Origin of the sequence: Planococcus sp. APC 3900 (assembly GCF_030407735.1) — a bacterium.
Classification (GTDB): Bacteria; Bacillota; Bacilli; order Bacillales_A; family Planococcaceae; genus Planococcus; species Planococcus notacanthi.
The window spans coordinates 497,970-517,589 of sequence record NZ_JASDCT010000001.1; the positions used below are offsets into that span (position 1 = coordinate 497,970).

Here is a 19,620-nt window from a genome sequence, read left to right on the forward strand (position 1 = left end):
CCATAAGTCTGCATAGTAGAAAATAATTAATAATAAAACCAATAGTTTCAGACGAATAGGCTAGTTACTTAGAGTAAATTTTAAAAAAATGTTAAATTTATCTCCAGCTTTATTTTTTCTTAAACCCTTTGTTAGAAGGCTTTTGAATGGTTTTTTAAGTATTCAAAGAATCCGGTTAATATTGAATTTTCGGTAAACTATTGCAGGGTTTCCTGCATGCTTGTATACTTTAGGAAGAGTATTTAAGTGTGTTCTTCAAGTGGAGGCGTTAATATGCAGGATTTACTGCGCAGTGTGTCAGATTCATATCCGGAATTTAGTTCAGGCCAGAAAAAAGTCGGAGATTTGTTTTTCAAAGAACCTATTTTCTTAGCTTTCTCTTCTGCACTTGAAGTCGGCAGACGCGTCAACGTCAGTGAATCGACAGTCATACGCTGGACACAAAAGCTGGGTTATAAAGGATATGCTGAATTTCAGCATGTCGTACAGCGGAAACTGGCGGAAGAACGACTGGAAAAAGCAGAACAGAAAATAGTTGAGCCTGCTGCCCAACAATCTTTTTTGATGAATTTGCTGGATGCCGATATTTCAACGATTGAAAAACTGAAAGAATCGATCAACGAAAAGGAACTTCTGCAGGTTGTCGATAAAATCAGTCAGGCTAACCGGATTTTCGTTACCGGCAATTTCTTCGATTACGGAATCGCCCATTGGTTTTCCAACTGGCTGAATCTTGCGCTTGGTCACTCAGAAATGCTTTACCCTTCAACTGGAGAATATTACACACAGCTCTCCAAAATGGGCAAAGGGGATTTAGTCATTGCTTTCGTATTTCCCCGTTACACAAACCTAATCATCGATGCATTAAAAAGTGCCAAAGCACAAGGTGCGGATGTGGTTGTTTTGACTGATTCAACAGAATCTCCAGCTCTTGCCTATGCGGATTGTGCTCTTGCAGTGTCCGTGAATTCAAGTTTGAATATTGATTCCTACACCTCCGTCCATGCACTTTTGACATCGATCATGCGATTCATTTATGTCAAAGATCAAGAAAAAGTAAATGGCAATTGGGCAAAAGCAGAAGAAGTATACAAAGAGCGGAATCTTTTTATTTAAGCAAGCCAATGTATTGGGAAATTCCGAAACGCCTCGGCGATTTGGTCAAATAAAAACGAAAAGGGGAGAAAAAGATGAAAAAGAAATTATCATTTTTAAGTGTAGTTTTTTCCGCGGGAATGTTATTGGCAGCTTGTGGAGGGGATGACTCATCCAGTTCGGAAGAAGGATCAAGTACTGAGGGCGGAGGCAGCGATCTGAATTTGCTTGAAGAAGGTAAATTCACGACTGCATCAAGTGGTTTATACAAACCGTTCAGTTTTGAAGAAGGCGGAAATCTGGATGGATTTGATATCGATATCGGCAATGCCATTGCAGAAGAAATGGGGCTTGAGCCAAATCCGGTCACTACACCATTCGAAACCATCATTCAAGGGTTGAATACAAACCGCTTTGATGCAATTATCGGATCAATGTCTAAAACCGCTGAACGTGCGGAACAAGTCAGCTTTTCTGATCCATACTATTATTCAGGTGGAGCCATTTTCGTGCGTGAAGGAACTACAGATATCCAATCTGTAGAAGATTTGACGGATAAGAAAATCGGTGTAGTTGGTCAGACTACATATGATACGGTTGCTCAAGAATACACAGAAGACATCCAATACTATTCAAGTGACGTTGTTGCTCTGCAGGATTTAGCAATTGAAGGCCGCTTAGATGCTGTTATTACAGCAGACGTGGTAGGGTTTGAAGCGCAAAATGAAGGACTGGCAGTCGAAATGATCGGCGATCCGCTATGGGTCGAACAACCATCAATCGCTGTTCGCAAAGATGATGAGGCATTGCTTGAGGAAATTAATAAAGCCTTGGATACTATCATCGAAAATGGAACTTATGATGAGATTTCACAAAAATGGTTCGGCCGCAATCTCCTCGACATAGATCTTGAAGGCGTTGAAGTTCTCGAATAATTTTTTGAGATAAAGAGGAGTGGAAGGTATGCCAGAGATAATTACAACAGTTTACGACGTATTTATGCGCACGTATCCTGGATTTTTAGAAGCGACCGTCGTTACTTTGCAATTGACAGCTATTGGTGTCATTTTGGGAACGGTTATCGGACTTGTTTTCGCGCTGATGAAAATCTCAGGCTCTAAAATTTTACAGGCCATTGCCAACATTTACATCACAATTATTCGCGGTACTCCGCTGATCGTACAGATTATGTTCCTATACTTCGGGATTGTTGAACTTTATACAATGTCGAATTTCTGGGCCGGCGCTATAGCGCTCGGTGTCCATAACGGTGCTTATATCGCGGAAATTTTCCGGGGCTCAATCCAGGGTATTGATCCGGGACAGCGGGAAGCCAGTATGTCGCTGGGTATGGACCGCCGCCAGACAATGAGTCGAATCGTTTTTCCACAGGCTTTACGCCGTTCGATTCCGCCGCTTGGCAACCAGTTCATCATTACATTGAAAGATTCATCACTTGTTTACATCATCGGGGTAGCGGAAATCTTCTCACTTGGAAACCGTGAAGCCGCACAATCTTACCAGCCATTTGAATCGTTTTTGGTTGTTGCGCTCTACTACCTGGTGCTCGTAATGATTTTCACATTCCTATTGCGTTTGTATGAAAACAAACTCGATGTCGACAGAGCCTAAGGAGGGACTAACATGATTATTGGTGAAAACATTCATAAATCCTTTGGTGACCTCGAGGTACTGAAAGGTGTAGACCTTCATGTCAAACCCCAGGAAGTGGTTGTACTTGTCGGAGTCAGCGGCTCCGGAAAAAGTACGCTTCTCAGATGCTTTAATTTCCTGGAAATGATCAATGACGGAAAAATTACGATTGATGGCCATACGGTCAATCCGAAAAAGGATAATTTAACGAAAATACGTGCCGAAGTCGGCATGGTATTCCAGCATTTCAACTTGTTTCCTCATAAAACGGTACTGGAGAACGTCATAGAAGCTCCAATCACCGTCAAAAAGATGAAGAAAGAAGCGGCTAAGAAGCTGGGAACAGAATTGCTGGAAAAAGTAGGCCTGGGTGATAAAGCCAATGTCTACCCGAGCAAACTTTCTGGTGGGCAAAAGCAGCGCGTTGCGATAGCACGTTCGCTTGCCATGCAGCCAAAAGTTATGCTGTTTGATGAACCGACTTCTGCACTCGATCCCGAACTTGTCGGAGAAGTGCTGCAGGTTATGAAGCAGTTGGCTGAAGAAGGAATGACCATGGTCGTCGTCACCCATGAAATGAAGTTCGCCAAAGAAGTGGCGGATCGCATCATTATGATTGATGAAGGCAAGATCATTGAATCGGCAGATCCGAAGAATTTCTTTGAAAATCCGCAAAATGAGCGAACCAAGCAATTTATTCAGCTGGTCGAATAATCAGTCGCCATGCGGGATGAAAATACTAGGTGAAAAGGAAGGAATCGGTTCAAAGGAACTGATTCCTTCTTTCTTGTGGTATTTAACGTTTGCTGAGGAGGAATTTGGTTAAGTTATATAGTAATGGGAAAACTTGAGGAGGCAGAAGGGATGAAAATCAAAGAGATCATGACGACCGATGTCGAAACGTGTATGCCCGAATCAACGCTCCAGGAAGTTGCCTTAAAAATGCGGGAAATCAACGTGGGGTCTATTCCGATTTGTGAGGATGGTCGTTTGGTTGGAATTGTTACTGACCGAGATATTGTTGTCCGCGGCTTGGCTGAACAAATCCCTAGTGAGGCGCCTATTTCGGAAATTCTGTCAGCGGAAGTCGTTACGGGAACTGTAGACTTGACTGTTGAAGAAGCGGCTGAGATGATGGCCACGCATAAGATCCGCAGATTGCCTATCGTGACAGGAGAACAAGTAATCGGCATTGTTTCATTGGGGGACTTGGCAATAAGGGACGTTTCAGCAAACCATTATGCAGAGAATACCATTATTGAAATCTCGGAAGTGGAATAATAATAATCAAAAAAGCCGATTCGCAGTGAATCGGCTTTTTGAGGGAGTTTATTCAGCTTTTTCGATAAGAGAAGCAGAAATCATAGGCATCTCTTCTTCGGCCTTGCCTTCAAAAATGCCATCTGCTGTAATGCGGTCTCCGACTTCAACGGGAGTTTCCGCCATATTCCGAACATAAACCTGGCTTTCGCCATCTCCTACAATGAAGGAAGGAAAAGCGATGTCATCTGCCAGTTCTTCAACTGTTCCTTGAATCGATACGCCTGCGCCTTCTTCAACGTTTCCGGAAGACAGTTCATCAAAGCTTACAAATTCTGCATTCTCAGCTTCTGCTGGGGCCGTAGGATCCAACTCTCCTTTTGGAGCAGTCACTTCTGTCTGGGTTTCTTCTGTAACATCGGGTGCTGTCCCTCCGCAAGCAGTTAATAAAAAGACCAGACTCACTGGAATTAGAACTTTGTACATAAACTCACACTCCTTAATAAATACGGTTAATTGACTTTACCCTTTACCGAATGCTTCCTAACACGGCCGGCGAAGTTGCGGTTTTCTTTTCATTTCCCCGTGTTCAGTGTATGGTGTGGAAAAGGGGTGAGGTGAAGAGATGGAATTGATTGAAACACCCAATCTGCTGGAAGAGAAAAACAAACATATTCATAAAGCGTTAAGTTTCGGCAAAACCAAAGTCGTGAACATGCAATTGCAGACAGGCGAAAAGATTGCAGAGCACGATTCAGCAGCTGATGTGGTCATTATTGTACGGAGCGGAAAAGTCTCGTTTAATGTGGAAGGACAAACGGTGGAAGTAACACCTGATACCATTCTGCATCTGAATCCGAAAGAAAAACACAGCCTGGCAGCAATGGAACCCAGTGATTTACTGGTCCTGCAAATCACTCCATGAAAAAAGCTCACGCATTTGCGTGAGCTTTTTATGTGAAGTCCACAGGAGGCGAATCAGCTAACCGTTGCGGCAGGAATTCCTACACTAAGGTCAGCTTCTGCAATTGGCTGCTTTCGCTTTTCTGATTGTCCAGCTCCAGCGCCCAGATTCTAGGGTCATAAGCCACTCAGGCTGTGCGGCAACGAGCGCCGCTTCGCCCGTGCGTCTTATGCCCGTCGAATCTACATGGGCGCTTTCGCTTTTCTGGTTGTCCAGCTCCAACGCTTGTCGGAGCTAAACGGCTGCTTTCGCTTTTCTTGTCACCATTCAAAGTCTTCTGGATACTCCGCTTGGACAGTGATTTCATGTATCGACTTTTTATGGGGGGCAGCGGCAGCTAGAACCTGGTTGCGGAAGGCAGTATAGTCCTGGTCCTGCACTGCAATTTTCATGGCAATGGCAGACAGGCTTTGTTCCCGCTGCTGTTTGGTCATGCCGATGTATTTCAGGTTTAAAAAGTCTACGTATTGGATGGCGTAGTCATTTACAGTAACCGGCTGGTTAAAGGATTTCAGGATCATAGCGAACTCCTCTTGAGGAACGTGCCCTTGCAGGCAGTCGAGTACCAAAGACTGGAAGCGGGAAATGACCGGTAAATGGATGTCCCACAGCGGAAATTGTTTTTCTTCCTGGTAGAACTTAACAAAATCCTTCAAGGCAATAACCGCATATATTAATTCCGGCCAAAGAATTTCGGTTGAAAAGTAAATATTCTTATCAGGAGCGATAAAGCCATGCTGTTTCATCGTATGATCGTGAAGACCATTGAAAACGAAGTCAACATTGCGGTCGCCTTGAGCTGCATGGCGGATTTCATAGGAAATGCCTAGAATCCGCATCCGGGATCCCTCATAACCGTAATACTGGTCTTCTTGCCCGATGACTCTGTAGATCGCCTGGTTCAGTTCATCCAAATCGAAATAGTCACCGCTGATTTTAACACCTGTATGGTTTGGCGTGCTTTTCATGGTCAACATGGCAATGTCCTCCTCAGCGTTTTGGTGTGTAATCGAGTTCAGCAAACAACTCGGTGCGTTCAGCATCGGTTAAATCGCGCCATTCACCCACAGCAAGATCTCCGAGCAGTATGTTCATGATGCGGACCCGTTGTAAAGCTCGGACTTCATAGCCGAGTGCTGTGCACATGCGGCGAATCTGCCGGTTCAATCCCTGCCGTATCGTCAGTTTAAAGGTATAAGTGGAGAGCTTTTCGGCTTTCGCCGGAAGGGTCTTTGTATCGAGAATTTCCACCCCTTCCTCCATTTTTGCCAAAAACGATTCAGTGATCGGCATATCGACTTTGACGATATATTCTTTTTCATGCTCATTTTCAGCACGAAGAATTTCGTTGACGATGTCGCCGTCGTTGGTTAATAAGATCAGGCCTTCTGAATCTTTATCGAGGCGGCCGATATGAAAAATGCGTTCGGAGTGGTTGACGAAGTCGACAATATTTCCTTCGATATGGCGTTCGGTCGTACTAGTGATGCCAACTGGCTTATTCAAAGCCAAATAAACATATTGCTGTTTCGGCTGTTCAATAACTTTTCCATCTACCTGGACTGTATCTCCAGCTTCGACTTTACTGCCGAGTTCGGCAGGCTTTCCATTGATGGCCACACGTCCCGCTTCGATGAACTTATCGGCTCCGCGACGGGAAGTGATGCCTGTTTCGCTTAAAAACTTATTGATTCGCATAATAAATTCCTTTCAATTCCGTATTTCCTGTTCTCGTTCTCATTATACATGAACTATAGGATGAATAAAAAATTTCGGTGTTCTACAGTTGCAATTTTTAGATTAGTTTGACAATATAGAGGGGAAGCTGTTATTGATGCGCCAAGGGGTATTGATTAAATGTAAGCGCGTACATAATGGTAAAAAGAAAAAGGGAGAGATGAGAATGGTCTATGCAATGCCAAACACGGAAGGTTCGAAAGTTACGTTTAAAGATAAGTACGAAAACTTTATAAATGGGGAATGGAAAGCGCCGGTAAAAGGCCAATACTTTGAAAACGTGTCACCGGTCACGGGCAAGAAGTTTACGGAAATCGCCCGTTCGACTGCTGAAGACGTGGAGTTGGCGTTGGACGCAGCGCATGCAGCCAAAGATGCCTGGGGGAAAACGTCGGTCACGGAACGGGCCAATGCCCTGTTGAAGATTGCGGACCGGATGGAACAGAACCTGGAAATGCTGGCCGTTGCGGAAACGTGGGATAACGGCAAAGCCGTGCGCGAAACCTTGAATGCCGATCTGCCATTGGCCATTGACCATTTCCGTTATTTCGCCGGCGCGATCCGTGCGCAGGAAGGGTCACTGAGCCAAATCGATAACGATACCGTCGCGTATCATTTCCACGAGCCGCTTGGTGTGGTCGGACAGATCATCCCGTGGAACTTCCCGATCTTGATGGCGGTCTGGAAATTGGCCCCGGCTTTAGCTGCCGGCAACTGTGTGGTATTGAAACCCGCAGAACAGACACCGGCAAGCATTTTGGTGCTGGCTGAATTGATCGGCGATATTCTGCCGCCGGGCGTACTGAACATCGTCAACGGTTTTGGCCTTGAAACCGGCAAGCCGCTTGCTTCGAGTCCACGCATCAGCAAAGTCGCATTTACCGGTGAGACGACGACTGGGCGTATGATCATGCAATACGCTTCCCAGAACCTGATTCCGGTCACGTTGGAACTGGGAGGCAAATCACCGAACATTTTCTTCAAAGACATCATGGACCAGGACGATGCGTTTCTGGATAAAGCCATTGAAGGATTTGTCATGTTCGCCTTGAACCAAGGGGAAGTCTGTACCTGCCCGTCCCGTGTACTGATTCAAGAGGACATTTATGACGAATTCATAGAACGTGCACTAAAACGCGTAGCGGCCATCAAAACCGGGAACCCGCTTGATCCGGAAACGATGATGGGTGCGCAGGCTTCCACGGAACAGATGGAAAAAATCCAGTCCTATTTGGACATCGGCAAACAAGAAGGCGCCAAAGTGCTTGCAGGCGGCGACCGCAACATGTTGGATGGAGAGCTTTCCGAAGGCTTCTACATCCAACCGACTGTATTTGAAGGGCATAACAAGATGCGCATTTTCCAGGAAGAGATCTTTGGTCCGGTCGTATCTGTGACAACGTTTAAAACAAAAGAAGAAGCACTTGAACTGGCAAACGATACTTTATATGGTTTGGGCGCCGGAATTTGGACGCGCGACACCAATACGGCTTACCGTTTTGGCCGCGGCATCCAGGCAGGGCGCGTATGGACGAACTGTTACCACCAGTATCCGGCCCACGCCGCGTTCGGCGGTTACAAAATGTCCGGATTCGGCCGTGAAAACCATCTCATGATGCTGAACCATTACCAGCAGACAAAGAATATGCTCGTCAGCTACAGCGAAGACAAGCAAGGTTTCTTCTGATCCCAAGGAATAACCAACCCACAGGAATTTCGAAGATTACCGGAAAGTAGGGATAGCAATGGTCGAACGCGTAATTGCGACAGATGCTGCTATTGAATTGATTCAATTGCTCAAGGAAAAGCACGGTCCGGTCATGTTTCACCAATCGGGGGGCTGCTGTGATGGCAGTTCTCCGATGTGTTATCCTGAAGGCGACTTGTTTATCGGAGATCAGGACATTCTGATGGGCGTCATCGGGGACAGCAAATTCTATATGCACAAGAACCAATTCGACTACTGGAGCCACACGCAATTGATCATTGATGTCGTGCCAGGGCGAGGCGGAATGTTCTCTTTAGAAGGAGTCGAAGGCAAGCGATTCCTGACAAGGTCACGAGCTTTCACTCCTGAAGAGGCCAAGGAACTGCAGGAACAGGTTTAAAGGAAACCGGATGCTGATGCATCCGGTTTTTTAATGCCGATACATATTGAAAAAGTATAGAAAACCTAGATAAATCAAGGGGTGAAGATAGAATTTATGCTGGGGAAATGGTATAATTGCAGCATGAAAGGTGGTCGTACAGTTGACGAAATTAGTGAACCGAGTTTCCCATGAACAAGCCAATCACGCGATTTCCTGCGCTTCACATTCTCTTGTTACGGAGGGGTTTGATGTAACAAATGAGGATGAGAATTTCGTTCGGTCGGTATTGACTGGTGAACGGACGGAGGCACAATTCCATCAGGCCATCAAAAGGAAGTTCGATGTCTAAGTATCAGCATACTTCAATGTATTGCTATCCTGGAACTGATGTATTGATTAATTTGTTTGATGTACAGGACGAAGAAAAACTGAAGGAGCTGGAGAAAGTCTATACACTGTTCCGCCTTTCGGAACTCCAGTTGCAGAAACCGGCAGATCCTGTGGATGCAAAGGCATTTTTGGCCATTCATCGATACTTGCTCCAGGATGTCTATCCATTTGCTGGAGAGTTGCGCCAAGAGATGATTTCAAAAGGTTCTTCATCTTTTGCGCATCCGAAACACATTGAGACGCATCTCATGAAAATTTTTGAAGAACTGAAAGCAGAAAATTACTTAAAAGACTTGCCGCGAAATGGGCTGGTTTCCCGGCTTGCCTATTTTCTGTCTGAGTTGAATGCCCTTCATCCTTTTCGGGAAGGCAATGGTCGCAGCATCCGTGAATTTGCGCGTCAGTTGCTCTTGAATGCAGGATATCGGCTGGATTGGGAAAAAGTACTGGAACCTGCAGAGATCATCAATGCTTTTGTCGATTCATTCAATAAAGACAACAACCGTCTGGAAAGGCTGTTGGATGAAATCATTACGCGGTAAAAATGCCAGCTGCTCAAAGAGCGCTGGCATTTTACGTGCTTTCTGGTGCCGGCTGAGTGCGAAGCCAGTCAATTCCAAATTCGACCAGAGGTTTCATTTCCGCAAGACGGATTTGGGCTTGTCCGAGCGATCCTTCGACAATGTTGCCAGGAAAGGCTTTCGCAATTTCCGGAAAACGATCCGAATCCATTTCTACGCAGTCATAGGTCTGCCAGACCCTTTTTCCGTCGAGCAAAATAGCGGCGCCTTGTGGAGAAGTGACGCGGTGTTCCTGAACAAATTCAGCATAATGGAGAGCGGTGCATGAATCGAAACCGACGCCGATCAACAGAATTTTTACATGTGCCTGCATCATTTTTGCGAGTGGGGAGCGTTTGCCGAAGGAATCGTCAATCGGCTGTTCACTCATCCAATCGGCTGCCTGTCTGCCCCATGCGATAAAGGAGTGGGATGGATGCGGGCTTCGGATGGTCAACGGATGACGATGGAAACATTCCGCGATTTTTCCCATTCCGCGCATTCCACTTAAAAAAGGATCGAACGCAGGAAGTTCATCACGGATCGGCTGATGCCAATTTTCAGGGACCGGAGGCTCCATCCAGTAAACAGGGTCTGAGTTGTCTGCAGACTGTGCGGGCATAATTAATGTGCCCGCATCAGTGACAGTCTCCATTAAAGCTTCCACGACGGCTTGAGCGCCTCCAGCGACCCATCCCATGGACTTTAGTGAAGAGTGGACCATCAATGCGTCTCCAGAAGTGATGCCAAGCTGATGAAGCTGGCGTTTTAATGTTTCTTTCGATTGGAATTCAGGTGTGTTTAAAATATTCAATAACTCTGACATAAAGTATCCCTCCGATTTCACTATATTATAAAGGAAAGCCTGTTGTTTTGGGAAACCTCTGTCGACAGGGCAAATGAGAAAGGAATGAAGGCAATGGAAGCAAGATTTATGAAAGAATCCAGAACAATCCAAACGAAATTGGTGCTCCCTCCGGACACCAACCACATGGACTCCATATTCGGCGGAAAAGTATTGGCTTATATCGATGAGATCGCAGGAATTACAGCGATGAAGCATGCACGCCGCAAGGTAGTGGTGACAGCATCAATCGACTCGGTGGATTTTTTATCTTCGGCACGGGTCGGAGATGTATTGGAGCTTGAGGCGAACGTCACTTCAACGGGCCGGACATCTATGGAAGTATATGTTCGGGTAAAATCACAAAACCTGCAAACGGGGGAAGAAAAACTGACAACGGAATCATTCTTGACGATGGTAGCAATGGGGGACGACGGGAAACCAACTCCTGTGCCGGCTGTTGTGCCGGAATCCGAAGGGGAAAAGCTGTTTTTTGAAACAGCGCCCGCAAGACGTGAACACCGGAAAAATCGAGTGAAAACACCAAGATGATAAAAAGGTGCCTGGATGTTTGTCCATGCACCTTTTCTATCTTCCGACTGATTCCTTGGAATTGACGTTTTCCAGCGCATTGCCCGGTTCGTTGCTTATGACCGACAGGCTGCCGTCTGTTTCCAAAACGACAGCTGCCACTTTTTCAGTAGAACCTGAGCCAGAGTTGCGGATAGCCTGCAAAATTTCAATTTCTTTGATGCGTTCTTTTTTCATAGCGCTTCTTAAAAATTGGCCGTTCAGAAACAATAGGCGTGGCTCCGACTTAATGACGTTGTTGAACCAGTTGGAATGGACCGAAAGAAAAGTGATGACATACTGCAATAGAATCAGTAAAGCGAATGCAGTCAGCCCTTCAAGCAGGCTGATGCTGCTGTCCAGTAGAATAGTGGCCAATGTTGAGCCTAAAGCCACCGTTACGACTAAATCAAAAGCGTTTAATTTAGTCAACGTGCGTTTACCGGAAATGCGTAGAAAAATGATTAAGCCGATATAAGCAAGAAATCCGACTGTGACGATCCGAATAAAGCTGTCGAGAGTAATTTCGAACATTTTATCCCCCCTTCTGAAAAGGATTTTGATAATTTTATCCACATGTTGATAAGTTTTATTTATTCTTAAATATCAACAAAATTCAAACATCTTATCCACATAGCACACATTTTTTGTTGGTTTATTGTGTATAAGCATAAAAATATGGAGTTTTTTATGCAAAAATGCAGGATTGTGGACAATTCTGCTGTTACTCGTTATGATTCCCTGTAAGTTATCAACAAACGCCAAAAACCTAAATTGCTGAACTCCTTCCTATTTTGGAAGGGAAGACATACATCACTTGAATTTCAGTTGGGAGTGATTGAGGATGGCATCGGTTTTGAATGTACTTCGCCTTTTGGGTCTGGTGATTTTTGCTGCAGGACTCGGTCTGTCTTTGCTGACGCTGGCCAATTTTGTTTTCGGCTTTACCGACGGTTTATGGCTGCGTATCTACTTCATACGCTTTTATTTATTTTTGGCAGTTTCCGGTATTCTGTTGTACATCCTCATTACATTCCGAAGAAAAGACGATGAAAAAAAGGAGTAGCCGAAGCTACTCCTTTTTGCTGCTTTAGCAGTCATGAAGGAAAAATCCCTCAAGCTGGTTAAAGCTTATTTTTTTGCTAGCAATTCTTCGAAATAAGCTCCGAATTCTTTTGAACGCTTCAAGATTGTGCTTGAAGACACGCCGAATTTTTCGCTTAAATCTTTTGCAGATAGCATAGGGCCTTTGATCAGCTCATGGTCCTGCAGGAATCTCCAATATCCGGCTACAAGAGCTTCCGGTTTTTGGACAGTCGGCTGCTGGCTGACAAGATAGCTGTTCAAGATGCTTGTAACATTGCTGACGGTCTCTTCATCAAAATCCGCCTGCTCAATATGCTTATCCAGTTCTGCCATAACAGAATCGTGTTCAGGAGAAAGCTGAATGCTTTCTTCTACACTTCCAGTTGAATACTTAACGATTTGTTCGACAACTGCTAAGTAGTTGTCACGCAGGTAGCTTTCATCCTGCGAAGCATTTTCAGAAGCGATTTGAGCTTTCAACTGCTCGAAGAACGGTGCGAATTCACCGACAACCGTCAAATAACCGTTGAGGAATAGTACACCTTTTTCTCCCACGCGAGAGTCCGGAAGCAGGATGGCCAATAAGCCTTGCCCGTTTTCCATATCTGTTGGAGGCTGATCGGCCATTTCAAGTGTTTCGTTTGTAAAGACATCGGTGAACTGTGCTTTTTCCGCATCGCCCTTAACATATTGGCCAAGGAACACTTTCACGTCTTTCCAGTCTTCCAGCACTTCTTTGGTCGAAGGACGCTGGGCAAGTTCGATTTGTTTCGCTAAGAATTCTTCCCATAGTTCAGGTTTTTTCATGAACAGGAAGTTTTCGATTACGAAAGCCTGTGCATCGTTTTCAGCCATTGATTGCATCAAGCGTGGCTGCCATTCTTGCTGAAGTTCACGGAATTCTGCAAGTTGTTCCTGGTTTGGATTTTCCGAGAAGAACTGTTGGCGTACTTTGAACAGTTCATCATTCACCAAATCATTGATGGATACAGTTTGCTGTTTTCCGTGACATTTTTTGTATTTTTTGCCGCTGCCACATGGGCATGGATCATTTCTTCCTACCATTCTAATCACCTACATTTTTTATTGAGTGTAACATAAAATTGCGATACGCTCAAAAGTCTGACGATTCAGACGGGAATCGGCCGTATGAAAAAGGGTGTAAGGCTGCTGATGCTGTACCGAATAAGGAGTTGGGCAACAGACAATTCGGACTGGAAAAATCTTAAACACTTTTGGGATTCATTAGGTATTAGAGAATCGAAAGTATGCACAAATTGGCATGCGTATTATAATTAAGAAAGAATAAGCAGGAGCAGGAGGGGACGATGTGTTTGAAGATCCGGTAAAAGAGTTTATTTCCTGGATGCGGGTCATCTTTTTGACTGTGCTTATCGTCTTGGGATCACGGTATTTTCTGTTTGAACCGGTAGCTGTCCATGGAGAATCCATGATGCCCACGTTCGAAGAAAATGACAAAGTCATGCTTTTTAAGATTCATACGATAGAAAATTTTGACATGATCGTCTTCAAAGCACCCAATGGCGTCAATTTCATCAAACGGGTAATCGGTGTTCCAGGAGACCGCATTTCAATGAAAGACGATCAGCTGTATGTGAACGGCACTCCCCAAGCGGAACCTTATTTGGATAAGAACCGGAAAGCGGCGGAGCAAGAAGGATTGATGCAGCTGACTGAAGATTTCCAGGAATTTGTCGTACCTGCCGAATCTTATTATGTATTAGGGGATAACCGCTTAAATAGCATGGATTCCAGGGTTTTGGGTTTTGTTTCTAAAGACTCAGTCCTTGGTGAAGTGAAAATCAGGTTGTCGCCTTTCGAGCATATCGGTTTTGTGAAATGAATCAGATGTGGACAATCTTCTCAATTTTTAAAAGGACAGCAGCCCCGTATTGGGACGCTGTCCTTTATGCACTCTAAAATAATTTCAAAGCTTCGATGCGATTGACCGCTTCAATGATGCGGGTTTCATCAACCAGTAATCCGACACGGACAAAACCTTCTCCAACATCGCCGAAACCACTGCCTGCCGCAACTGAAATATCTGCTTTCTCAAGAAGGAAGTCGGCAAATTCCACGCTGGTGAAACCTTCTGGAACCGGCAGCCAGGCAAAGAAAGAGCCTTGTGGTGCTTTGATGTTCCAACCGATCCGCGCGCATTCAGCCACCAGGACGTTGCGGCGTTTTTCATAAAGGCCGACCAATTCATCTACGCATTGCTGGTCGGCATTCAACGCCTCTGCCGCAGCCAATTGGACGGCAGGGAACAAACCGGCGAAAAAATGGTCCTGGATCAAGTTCAAGGCTTCAATCATTTTGGAATTGCCGACAGCAAATCCGATGCGCCAACCTGCCATGTTGTAAGTCTTCGATAAAGTGTACATTTCGATGCCAACTTCTTTAGCCCCTTCAGATTGAAGGAAACTGACCGGTTTTTTTCCGTCAAACCCGACAGCTCCATAAGCGAAATCATGGACAACCGCAATGCTGTTGTCCTTGGCGAATTTGACTGTCTCATCAAAGAATTCTTTAGTCGCTACTGCACCGGTCGGATTGTTCGGGTAGTTCAAATACATCAGTTTGGCGCGTGAGCGGATGCTTCCAGTCAACTCGGCATAATCCGGCAAATAGCCATTTTCCGGATTCAGCCTCATCAGCTCATACCCGATATCTGCAAGCGGGGCTCCCGACAGGTAATCCGGATAACCGGGATTCGGCAGAAGTAATAGATCATCCGGATCCAACAGAGCCAAGGGCAGCTCAACAAGTCCGATTTTCGTTCCTGCCAAGATTGCAACTTCGAGGTCAGGATCGATATCCACACCATACTCGCGTTTGTAAAAATTCACAGCGGCTTGACGCAGTTCCGCTATGCCGCGAAAAGGTGAATATTTATGCGTTTTTGGATCGGCTGCAGCGGTTTGCAGGGCTTTGATAATATGATCGGGCGTCGGCTGGTCGGGATTGCCTTGGCCAAGATTGATGACATCGCGTCCTTCAGCGATTGCTTTGCTTGTTTTGGCCACCAGTGAAGCGAAAAACTGCGTGGGCAAGTTTTGGAGCCGTTTTGAAAAGTCCATGTGATTCTCCTTATTTTCGAAATAATTGCACTTCTACTTCAAATCTTATAGAGTTGAAGGTAACTTGTCTAGTGGAGGAGAAACGAATGAAAATTGCATGCGTTCAAATGGATATCGCTTTTGGTCAGCCGGAATTGAATTATCGGAAGGTCCTGGATTATTTAACGGAAGCGGCAAGCAATGGAGCGGAGACGATCGTCTTGCCTGAAATGTGGAATACAGGATATGCATTGACCGAACTGGATACATTGGCAGACAGCACAAACCGGACAGTGGAATTGCTCAAAAGTTTTGCGAAAGAGCATAAAGTCAATATTGTGGGTGGCTCTGTTTCGACTGAAAAAAACGGAGGATTCTATAATACGATGTACGTTGTCGACAAAGACGGCGGGCTGGTTTCGGAATACGATAAAGCTCACCGTTTTTGTTTAATGGATGAACATATCCATCTTGAAGAAGGCGATACACTTGGCACATTCGAATTGGATAATCAGACATACGGAGGCGTCATTTGTTACGATATCCGTTTTCCTGAATGGATCCGTGCCCAGGCGCTGAACGGTGCAAAACTTGTATTTGTATCAGCGGAATGGCCCGAAGCGCGGATTGATCATTGGCGCATCTTGTTGCAGGCACGCGCCATCGAAAACCAAATTTTTATTGTCGCCTCGAACCGTATCGGCAGTGATCCAAACAATGAATTCGGCGGCAGCACGATGGTGATCGCTCCCTGGGGAGAAGTTCGTTTGGATATGAAGAAAGAGGAAGGCATTGGTTATGCAGAAATCGATTTGGATGAAGTAGAGGAAGTCCGGAAGCGCATTCCGGTATTCGCCGATCGCCGTGAGCAATTGTACGAAAAATTCAAAAAGTAGATTGACACTCGCTGGGGATGCCTGTAACATAAAATTCAATTAAATAACTTAAACTTATCAAGAGAGACTGAGGGACAGGCCCTGTGACGTCCGGCAACCCCCGATTGGGAAGGTGCCAAATCCAACGGAACCCAATGTTCCGAAAGATAAGTCGAGAAACTAAATTTTTCGATGCTTCTTTCTTGATGAAAGAGGCATCTTTTTATTGGCGGGAGGAAGCTATGATACAGATTGAGAAATTGACGAAAACTTACACAACTAAGCATGGCACCGTCACTGGAGTGGATAATGTTTCATTGGAAATCGGAAAAGGTGAAATTTTCGGCATCGTCGGCTATTCAGGTGCCGGCAAAAGTTCGCTGATCCGTTGCATCAACTTGCTTGAACGGCCGACTTCCGGCAGCGTCACAGTAGATGGCAATGATTTGACCAAACTACACAGTGAAAAATTGAGAAAAGCCCGTTTGAAAATCGGCATGATTTTTCAGCATTTCTACCTGATCAGCCAAAAGACGGTGTACGAAAATATCGCTTTTGCGCTTCGGGCTGCAGGCACTCCATCTAAAAATCTGAAAGGCCGCGTGGAGGAATTGTTGGAAATGGTCGGTTTATCAGATAAACGCGATGTTTATCCAGCTCAATTGAGCGGTGGACAGAAACAGCGTGTCGGCATCGCACGGGCATTAGCCAACAATCCGGCCGTTTTGTTATGTGATGAAGCAACATCGGCACTGGATCCGAATACCACATTGTCCATTTTGCGTTTATTGAAAGACATCAATCTTAAATTGAACATCACAATTGTACTGATTACGCATGAAATGAATGTCGTCAAGGAAATCTGTGACCGCATGGCCGTCATGCAAGGTGGCCGTGTCATTGAAGAAGGTCAGGTCTACGACATTTTTGCAGATCCTCAAAAGGAATTGACTAAGGAATTCATCTCCAGCGTCGTCTCTTTCAATGTTCCGGAACATCTGTTGAGCGAATTTACGGGTACAGTAGTGAAAGTGTTGTTCAAAGGGGGAGTGGCCGGAGAAGGCGTAATTTCCGATATGCTGCAGAATTATCCGGTCAAAGGAAACTTTTTGCATGGAGCAATTGAGTACATTCAGGAAAGGCCGCTTGGCGTTTTTATCATGGAGTTGAAAGGGACTTCTTCTGACGTCATGGATGCATTGAAGTATATGGAAAGCAGATCGGCAATTGTGGAGGTGATTCCGAATGGGCGTTGAATGGGGACGAATTATTGAATTATGGCCCGAAATACAGACTGCTTTTTTTCAGACACTGACAATGATCGGGATTTCCTTGGCAGTGGCTTTGATTGTCGGCCTGCCTTTGGGAATCTTGCTGTTCATTACAGACCGCGGCTTATTTCTTGAAAACCGGCCGGTCAATGCTGTGATTGGTTTTATCGTCAATATTGTACGCTCTATTCCGTTTATCATTTTGTTGGTGGCACTTATTCCACTGACGAAACTTATTACAGGAACAACCATTGGCCCGATTGCGGCGAGTGTGTCCCTATCGGTTGCGGCGATTCCGTTTTTCGCACGTATTGTGGAAAACTCACTGCGTGAAATCGATAAAGGCGTCATTGAGGCAGCGATTGCCGTGGGTGCGACACCATGGATGATCATCAAAGACGTTCTGCTGCCGGAAGCGAAAGCAAGCATTATCCAGGGGGTGACATTGACCATCATCAGCCTGGTCGCCTATTCTGCGATGGCAGGCGTAGTAGGCGGCGGAGGCATTGGAGATTTGGCCATCCGCTTCGGCTATTACCGCTACGATAATACGATCATGATTGTTACTGTTGTCATTTTGATTGTGTTGGTCCAATTGATTCAACAAGCTGGCGACTATACGGCGAAAGCCATCGATAAACGATAAGGGGAGAATGACATGAAAAAATTAGGATTTATTTTAGCAGCAAGCGCATTGGCTTTGGCAGCATGCGGCAGTGGAGAAGAAAGCGGCTCTGAAGGAACTGGAGGAGAAGCTTCGAAGGACATTAAACTAGGGGCTACTGCAGGTCCATACAGCGACATGCTGAGCAAGGCGATTGTGCCTGGACTTGAAGAAAAGGGTTACACAGTGGAATTGGTGGAGTTCAGCGATTACATTCAGCCGAACGTAGCACTCGATGGTGGCGATATTGATGCCAACCTGTTCCAGCACACGATTTACCTGGAAAACTTCGAAAAAGAGAATGGCATGGACCTATCCGCACTGATTACGGTGCCAACAGCGCCTATGGGCCTCTACTCGAACCAATACGATTCTTTGGAAGCAATTGAGGATGGAGCAACCATTGCGATTCCGAACGATCCGGTCAACGGTGCACGTGCTTTGCTGATGCTGCAGGATGAAGGCTTAGTCGAGTTGGATCCGGAAGCTGAAGTGCTGCAGGCGTCCGAAAGAGATGTTATTACAAATGAGAAAAACTTGGAATTTCAGCCGATCGAAGCAGGCCAATTGCCGCGGGCAGTTGATGGTTCTGACTTGGCGGCTGTACCCGGAAACTTTGCAATAGCTGCTGAAATGGATCTATTGGATGCATTGGCACTTGAAAACATGCCGGATCAATACCGCAATGTAGTGGCGGTCAATGCAGAAAATGAAGACAGCGAATTAGCAAAGGATTTAGTGGAAATTGTGGAATCGGCTGAATTTGAAGCAGTCATTGATGAAGAATTTGAAGGATTCGGCAAGCCGGAATGGATGGCTGAATAAAAATTTCGATACAGAAAGCCGCTCCAGCGAAAAAATCTGGAGCGGCTTTTTTATGTTGAACAATGTCAGGAAATGGTCTTGACCATATGATGGAAAGGCTCACCGATAATGGTCCAAGGCTCCGTTATGGAATAGCCCAGGCGTTTGTAGAGGCGGATCGCTCCTTCTTTACCAATATCCACATTCAACGAGAGTTTGCCGCCTCCTTCAGCCAACACGCGTTCTTCTGCGAATTCAAATAGCTTCGAGCCGATTCCTTGCCCCTGGTAGGCTGGATCGACTGAGACAGTATCGATATACCATTCGTCAAGATGGGCTTCCGGTTCAATGGAACGATCATGGCCTTGCTTTTTCAGTTGATCAATTAAATAGCGGTCCAGGGCTTCAGCTTGATTGCCGTGATAGAGCACCAAGGCGCCCGCAATAGTGCCATTGACTAAAGCGGTGTAGGTATAGTGATAGCTATGGCGTGTATGTTCCCCGCGTACCATCTCCGCAACTTTTTCCAATACGGCCCCTGGCTCTTTTTGTGCCGTCATATGATCGGCGATTTCACCGATGGCATTAATAATGAGCGGCGCTACGTTTTCTGCGTCTTCTGGCCGTGCTTGTCGTATAATGACATTCATACGGTATTCCTCCTTTTCTTACTCAAC

Annotated in this window: 25 protein-coding genes and 1 riboswitch; of the genes, 17 read left to right on the plus strand and 8 right to left on the minus strand. The window is 45.5% G+C overall.

Annotated features, from left to right (window positions below):
* Positions 1-273 precede the first annotated feature (273 nt).
* From QMA04_RS02435 to QMA04_RS02455, 5 genes are all read left to right on the plus strand, one after another.
* Entirely contained in the window at positions 274-1,116 is an 843-nt protein-coding gene (locus QMA04_RS02435; protein WP_290183854.1) for a MurR/RpiR family transcriptional regulator, read from the plus strand.
* A gap of 74 nt (positions 1,117-1,190) precedes the next feature.
* Positions 1,191-2,030, plus strand: a complete 840-nt coding sequence (locus tag QMA04_RS02440) for a transporter substrate-binding domain-containing protein (RefSeq protein WP_191714909.1) — start codon at positions 1,191-1,193, stop codon at positions 2,028-2,030.
* Positions 2,031-2,058: 28 nt separating this feature from the next.
* Complete coding sequence (locus QMA04_RS02445; protein WP_191714910.1) at positions 2,059-2,727, plus strand: amino acid ABC transporter permease; 669 nt, start codon at positions 2,059-2,061, stop codon at positions 2,725-2,727.
* A gap of 12 nt (positions 2,728-2,739) precedes the next feature.
* On the plus strand, positions 2,740-3,462 hold the full coding sequence (locus QMA04_RS02450) for an amino acid ABC transporter ATP-binding protein (RefSeq protein WP_191714911.1): 723 nt from the start codon (positions 2,740-2,742) through the stop codon (positions 3,460-3,462).
* 150 nt (positions 3,463-3,612) lie between these two features.
* On the plus strand, positions 3,613-4,029 hold the full coding sequence (locus QMA04_RS02455) for a CBS domain-containing protein (protein ID WP_191714912.1): 417 nt from the start codon (positions 3,613-3,615) through the stop codon (positions 4,027-4,029).
* 48 nt (positions 4,030-4,077) lie between these two features.
* Here the strand turns inward: QMA04_RS02455 and QMA04_RS02460 are convergent, their stop codons facing one another.
* Positions 4,078-4,494 carry a hypothetical protein gene (locus tag QMA04_RS02460; RefSeq protein ID WP_290183855.1) on the minus strand — a complete coding sequence of 139 codons (417 nt, stop codon included), beginning with the start codon at positions 4,492-4,494 and terminating at the stop codon, positions 4,078-4,080.
* 139 nt (positions 4,495-4,633) lie between these two features.
* Here QMA04_RS02460 and QMA04_RS02465 point away from each other — a divergent pair, with 139 nt between their 5' ends.
* Positions 4,634-4,933 (plus strand): cupin domain-containing protein, encoded by a 300-nt coding sequence (locus QMA04_RS02465; protein WP_290183856.1) that lies wholly within the window; start codon positions 4,634-4,636, stop codon positions 4,931-4,933.
* Positions 4,934-5,232: 299 nt separating this feature from the next.
* On the opposite strand, the gene QMA04_RS02470 is transcribed toward QMA04_RS02465, so the two are convergent.
* Both QMA04_RS02470 and rluF read right to left on the minus strand, forming a co-directional pair.
* Positions 5,233-5,949, minus strand: a complete 717-nt coding sequence (locus tag QMA04_RS02470; protein ID WP_290183857.1) for a DUF6904 family protein — start codon at positions 5,947-5,949, stop codon at positions 5,233-5,235.
* 13 nt (positions 5,950-5,962) lie between these two features.
* On the minus strand, positions 5,963-6,670 hold the full coding sequence (rluF, locus tag QMA04_RS02475; protein ID WP_290183858.1) for a 23S rRNA pseudouridine(2604) synthase RluF: 708 nt from the start codon (positions 6,668-6,670) through the stop codon (positions 5,963-5,965).
* Positions 6,671-6,875: 205 nt separating this feature from the next.
* Between rluF and adh the strand changes: the two genes are divergently transcribed.
* From adh to QMA04_RS02495, 4 genes are all read left to right on the plus strand, one after another.
* Positions 6,876-8,396: an aldehyde dehydrogenase gene (adh, locus tag QMA04_RS02480; protein WP_191714917.1), complete on the plus strand. Its 1,521-nt coding sequence runs from the start codon at positions 6,876-6,878 to the stop codon at positions 8,394-8,396.
* 58 nt (positions 8,397-8,454) lie between these two features.
* Positions 8,455-8,817 (plus strand): DUF779 domain-containing protein, encoded by a 363-nt coding sequence (locus QMA04_RS02485; protein ID WP_191714918.1) that lies wholly within the window; start codon positions 8,455-8,457, stop codon positions 8,815-8,817.
* Between the two features lie 142 nt (positions 8,818-8,959).
* Entirely contained in the window at positions 8,960-9,148 is a 189-nt protein-coding gene (locus tag QMA04_RS02490; RefSeq protein ID WP_142826824.1) for a hypothetical protein, read from the plus strand.
* Positions 9,141-9,731: a Fic/DOC family protein gene (locus QMA04_RS02495; protein ID WP_290183859.1), complete on the plus strand. Its 591-nt coding sequence runs from the start codon at positions 9,141-9,143 to the stop codon at positions 9,729-9,731. Before QMA04_RS02490 ends, QMA04_RS02495 begins: the two co-directional genes overlap by 8 nt.
* A 31-nt stretch (positions 9,732-9,762) precedes the next feature.
* On the opposite strand, the gene QMA04_RS02500 is transcribed toward QMA04_RS02495, so the two are convergent.
* Positions 9,763-10,575, minus strand: a complete 813-nt coding sequence (locus QMA04_RS02500; protein ID WP_191714920.1) for an AAC(3) family N-acetyltransferase — start codon at positions 10,573-10,575, stop codon at positions 9,763-9,765.
* A gap of 93 nt (positions 10,576-10,668) precedes the next feature.
* Here QMA04_RS02500 and QMA04_RS02505 point away from each other — a divergent pair, with 93 nt between their 5' ends.
* Positions 10,669-11,145 (plus strand): acyl-CoA thioesterase, encoded by a 477-nt coding sequence (locus QMA04_RS02505; protein ID WP_191714921.1) that lies wholly within the window; start codon positions 10,669-10,671, stop codon positions 11,143-11,145.
* Between the two features lie 36 nt (positions 11,146-11,181).
* Here QMA04_RS02505 and QMA04_RS02510 read toward each other — a convergent pair whose 3' ends face one another.
* Positions 11,182-11,697, minus strand: a complete 516-nt coding sequence (locus tag QMA04_RS02510) for a DUF421 domain-containing protein (protein ID WP_290183860.1) — start codon at positions 11,695-11,697, stop codon at positions 11,182-11,184.
* Between the two features lie 310 nt (positions 11,698-12,007).
* Between QMA04_RS02510 and QMA04_RS02515 the strand changes: the two genes are divergently transcribed.
* Entirely contained in the window at positions 12,008-12,229 is a 222-nt protein-coding gene (locus QMA04_RS02515; protein ID WP_290183861.1) for a hypothetical protein, read from the plus strand.
* Between the two features lie 65 nt (positions 12,230-12,294).
* Here QMA04_RS02515 and QMA04_RS02520 read toward each other — a convergent pair whose 3' ends face one another.
* Complete coding sequence (locus QMA04_RS02520; RefSeq protein ID WP_191714924.1) at positions 12,295-13,314, minus strand: SEC-C domain-containing protein; 1,020 nt, start codon at positions 13,312-13,314, stop codon at positions 12,295-12,297.
* A gap of 265 nt (positions 13,315-13,579) precedes the next feature.
* On the opposite strand from QMA04_RS02520, the gene lepB reads away from it, so the two are divergent.
* Positions 13,580-14,113 (plus strand): signal peptidase I, encoded by a 534-nt coding sequence (gene lepB, locus QMA04_RS02525; protein ID WP_290183862.1) that lies wholly within the window; start codon positions 13,580-13,582, stop codon positions 14,111-14,113.
* A gap of 73 nt (positions 14,114-14,186) precedes the next feature.
* Here the strand turns inward: lepB and QMA04_RS02530 are convergent, their stop codons facing one another.
* Positions 14,187-15,350 carry a pyridoxal phosphate-dependent aminotransferase gene (locus QMA04_RS02530; protein ID WP_191714926.1) on the minus strand — a complete coding sequence of 388 codons (1,164 nt, stop codon included), beginning with the start codon at positions 15,348-15,350 and terminating at the stop codon, positions 14,187-14,189.
* 86 nt (positions 15,351-15,436) lie between these two features.
* Here QMA04_RS02530 and QMA04_RS02535 point away from each other — a divergent pair, with 86 nt between their 5' ends.
* The 4 genes from QMA04_RS02535 (at position 15,437) to QMA04_RS02550 (ending at position 18,964) form a co-directional block, all read left to right on the plus strand.
* A complete protein-coding gene (locus QMA04_RS02535; protein WP_191714927.1) occupies positions 15,437-16,225 on the plus strand; it encodes a carbon-nitrogen family hydrolase in 789 nt (262 codons plus the stop codon).
* Between the two features lie 51 nt (positions 16,226-16,276).
* Positions 16,277-16,378, plus strand: a riboswitch (SAM riboswitch).
* Positions 16,379-16,446: 68 nt separating this feature from the next.
* Positions 16,447-17,460, plus strand: a complete 1,014-nt coding sequence (locus QMA04_RS02540; protein ID WP_290183863.1) for a methionine ABC transporter ATP-binding protein — start codon at positions 16,447-16,449, stop codon at positions 17,458-17,460.
* On the plus strand, positions 17,450-18,121 hold the full coding sequence (locus QMA04_RS02545; protein WP_191714929.1) for a methionine ABC transporter permease: 672 nt from the start codon (positions 17,450-17,452) through the stop codon (positions 18,119-18,121). The genes QMA04_RS02540 and QMA04_RS02545 overlap by 11 nt, the downstream gene beginning before the upstream one ends.
* 12 nt (positions 18,122-18,133) lie before the next feature.
* Positions 18,134-18,964, plus strand: a complete 831-nt coding sequence (locus QMA04_RS02550; RefSeq protein WP_203340061.1) for a MetQ/NlpA family ABC transporter substrate-binding protein — start codon at positions 18,134-18,136, stop codon at positions 18,962-18,964.
* Between the two features lie 65 nt (positions 18,965-19,029).
* On the opposite strand, the gene QMA04_RS02555 is transcribed toward QMA04_RS02550, so the two are convergent.
* Entirely contained in the window at positions 19,030-19,593 is a 564-nt protein-coding gene (locus tag QMA04_RS02555) for a GNAT family N-acetyltransferase (RefSeq protein WP_191714931.1), read from the minus strand.
* Positions 19,594-19,620 lie beyond the last annotated feature (27 nt).

Coding starts and splice junctions, on each gene's coding strand:
- QMA04_RS02465 (WP_290183856.1), top strand. CDS start 4,634: ATGGAATTGATTGAAACACCCAATCTGCTGGAAGAGAAAAACAAACAT.
- QMA04_RS02535 (WP_191714927.1), top strand. CDS start 15,437: ATGAAAATTGCATGCGTTCAAATGGATATCGCTTTTGGTCAGCCGGAA.
- QMA04_RS02505 (WP_191714921.1), top strand. CDS start 10,669: ATGGAAGCAAGATTTATGAAAGAATCCAGAACAATCCAAACGAAATTG.
- QMA04_RS02545 (WP_191714929.1), top strand. CDS start 17,450: ATGGGCGTTGAATGGGGACGAATTATTGAATTATGGCCCGAAATACAG.
- QMA04_RS02445 (WP_191714910.1), top strand. CDS start 2,059: ATGCCAGAGATAATTACAACAGTTTACGACGTATTTATGCGCACGTAT.
- QMA04_RS02540 (WP_290183863.1), top strand. CDS start 16,447: ATGATACAGATTGAGAAATTGACGAAAACTTACACAACTAAGCATGGC.
- QMA04_RS02460 (WP_290183855.1), bottom strand. CDS start 4,494: ATGTACAAAGTTCTAATTCCAGTGAGTCTGGTCTTTTTATTAACTGCT.
- adh (WP_191714917.1), top strand. CDS start 6,876: ATGGTCTATGCAATGCCAAACACGGAAGGTTCGAAAGTTACGTTTAAA.
- QMA04_RS02495 (WP_290183859.1), top strand. CDS start 9,141: ATGTCTAAGTATCAGCATACTTCAATGTATTGCTATCCTGGAACTGAT.
- QMA04_RS02550 (WP_203340061.1), top strand. CDS start 18,134: ATGAAAAAATTAGGATTTATTTTAGCAGCAAGCGCATTGGCTTTGGCA.
- QMA04_RS02555 (WP_191714931.1), bottom strand. CDS start 19,593: ATGAATGTCATTATACGACAAGCACGGCCAGAAGACGCAGAAAACGTA.
- rluF (WP_290183858.1), bottom strand. CDS start 6,670: ATGCGAATCAATAAGTTTTTAAGCGAAACAGGCATCACTTCCCGTCGC.
- QMA04_RS02435 (WP_290183854.1), top strand. CDS start 274: ATGCAGGATTTACTGCGCAGTGTGTCAGATTCATATCCGGAATTTAGT.
- QMA04_RS02450 (WP_191714911.1), top strand. CDS start 2,740: ATGATTATTGGTGAAAACATTCATAAATCCTTTGGTGACCTCGAGGTA.
- QMA04_RS02530 (WP_191714926.1), bottom strand. CDS start 15,350: ATGGACTTTTCAAAACGGCTCCAAAACTTGCCCACGCAGTTTTTCGCT.
- QMA04_RS02485 (WP_191714918.1), top strand. CDS start 8,455: ATGGTCGAACGCGTAATTGCGACAGATGCTGCTATTGAATTGATTCAA.
- QMA04_RS02470 (WP_290183857.1), bottom strand. CDS start 5,949: ATGTTGACCATGAAAAGCACGCCAAACCATACAGGTGTTAAAATCAGC.
- QMA04_RS02500 (WP_191714920.1), bottom strand. CDS start 10,575: ATGTCAGAGTTATTGAATATTTTAAACACACCTGAATTCCAATCGAAA.
- QMA04_RS02520 (WP_191714924.1), bottom strand. CDS start 13,314: ATGGTAGGAAGAAATGATCCATGCCCATGTGGCAGCGGCAAAAAATAC.
- QMA04_RS02440 (WP_191714909.1), top strand. CDS start 1,191: ATGAAAAAGAAATTATCATTTTTAAGTGTAGTTTTTTCCGCGGGAATG.
- QMA04_RS02455 (WP_191714912.1), top strand. CDS start 3,613: ATGAAAATCAAAGAGATCATGACGACCGATGTCGAAACGTGTATGCCC.
- QMA04_RS02510 (WP_290183860.1), bottom strand. CDS start 11,697: ATGTTCGAAATTACTCTCGACAGCTTTATTCGGATCGTCACAGTCGGA.
- QMA04_RS02515 (WP_290183861.1), top strand. CDS start 12,008: ATGGCATCGGTTTTGAATGTACTTCGCCTTTTGGGTCTGGTGATTTTT.